Source organism: Roseateles sp. P5_B10 (genome assembly GCF_056400485.1).
The window spans coordinates 1-1,386 of record NZ_JBFULE010001107.1 but is presented as its reverse complement, the minus strand read 5'-3'; the positions used below and the strand labels follow the sequence as shown (position 1 = coordinate 1,386).

The 1,386-nt window shown below is 71.8% G+C and carries 2 protein-coding genes; one reads left to right on the top strand and one right to left on the bottom strand.

The features are described from left to right. Window positions 1–555 (top strand): sensor histidine kinase (locus AC1DU6_RS31240; RefSeq protein ID WP_477862018.1); only part of this gene is annotated, 555 nt, incomplete at its 5' end. On the opposite strand, the gene AC1DU6_RS31235 is transcribed toward AC1DU6_RS31240, so the two are convergent. Beyond that, a partial coding sequence (locus AC1DU6_RS31235; RefSeq protein ID WP_477862016.1) for an amidase family protein occupies window positions 548–1,386 on the bottom strand: 839 nt, incomplete at its 5' end. The genes AC1DU6_RS31240 and AC1DU6_RS31235 overlap by 8 nt on opposite strands.

Genomic DNA, 1,386 nt, shown 5'->3' with positions numbered 1-1,386 from the left:
CGCCTGCACGCCGAGATGGTGGGCGAGGGCGAGTCACGCGACGCGCTGCAGGGCGAGCTGGCGCAGATGCGCGATCTCATCACGGCCTTGCTGGAGAGCGAGCGCCTGGGCAGCGGGCACAGCGCGCTGCAGCTGTCGGACTGCGACCTCGGCGCGTTGGCGCAGGAGCATGCCCAGYCCGGCGTGGAGTTGCATGTCGAGCCCGATCTGCCGCCGTTGAGGCTGGATCGCCTGCGTGTGCAGCTGTGCCTGCGCAATCTCGTGCAGAACGCGCTGCGCCACAACGATGCCAGCCGCGGTGCCGTGCAGCTCAGGCTGGCTCGCGAAGGCACGGGCGTGCGCTTGACGGTGCGTGACTTCGGCGCCGGCGTGCCGCCCGAGTCCCTGCCTCAGCTGGGCCAGCCCTTCTACCGGCCGGACGCCGCGCGCACGCGGCATGTGGGTGGTGTGGGCCTGGGCCTGTGCCTGTGCCGGTTGGTGGCTGAAGCGCATGACGGCCAGCTGGAGCTGCGCAATGCCGAGCCGGGGTTCGAGGCCTCGGTGCGCTTCAGCTAGGCACCCGGTCGAACCAGGGCTGGGTGGCTTCCAGTTCCGCGGCCAGTTGCAGCAGCAGCCCGTCTTCGCGCGGCGCTGCAACGAACTGCACGCCCAGCGGCAGGCCGTCGGCCGTCCAGTGCAGCGGCAGTGAGATCGCCGGCGTGCCCGTCAGGTTGGCGAGCTGGGTGAAGGGGACATGGCGCAGGCTGTCGGTGGCCATCTGCTGCACGACGCCATCGAGCAGGCCGGCGTGCTTGAGCAGGCCCAGCAGCCCCGAGGCGCGCAGCGCGCCCAGCACGGCAATCTGCAGCGGCGGCGGGTCGCCGGTGCCATGCAGCACCGGTGGCGAGGCCAGCGTCGGCGTCAGGTAGAGGTCGTAGTGCGCGTGCAGTGCGGCGAGGCTGCGGGCGTAGTCGTTCCAGCGCAGCAGCTCCAGCGTCAGCCGTTCGGCGCTGGTGGCGCGGCCGAGCGTGGCGATGAGACGGGTCAACGGCTCAAAGTCGGCTTCGCGGCCACCCAGGGCGACCGCGCGGCTCAGCGTGGCCGGCACCTGACCGAAGTAGATATGCAGGAAGCTGTTGGCCAGCGTGCGGCCATCGATGTCGGGGCGGGCCGGCTCGACGACATGGCCGAGGCCTTTCAGTAGCGACACGCTTCGCTCCACGGCGAGCCGGGCCTCGTCGTGCACCGGCTCGCCAATCGGCGAATCGGCGCACCAGGCGATGCGCAGCCGGCGCAGCGGTGAGCGCAGCTGATGGACAAAGGGCGTGGCCGGCGCGGGCAGGGCGACGGCGTCGCCGGGCTCGGGGCCGCTGAGAATGTCCAGTGCCAGGGCGGTGTCGCGCACGC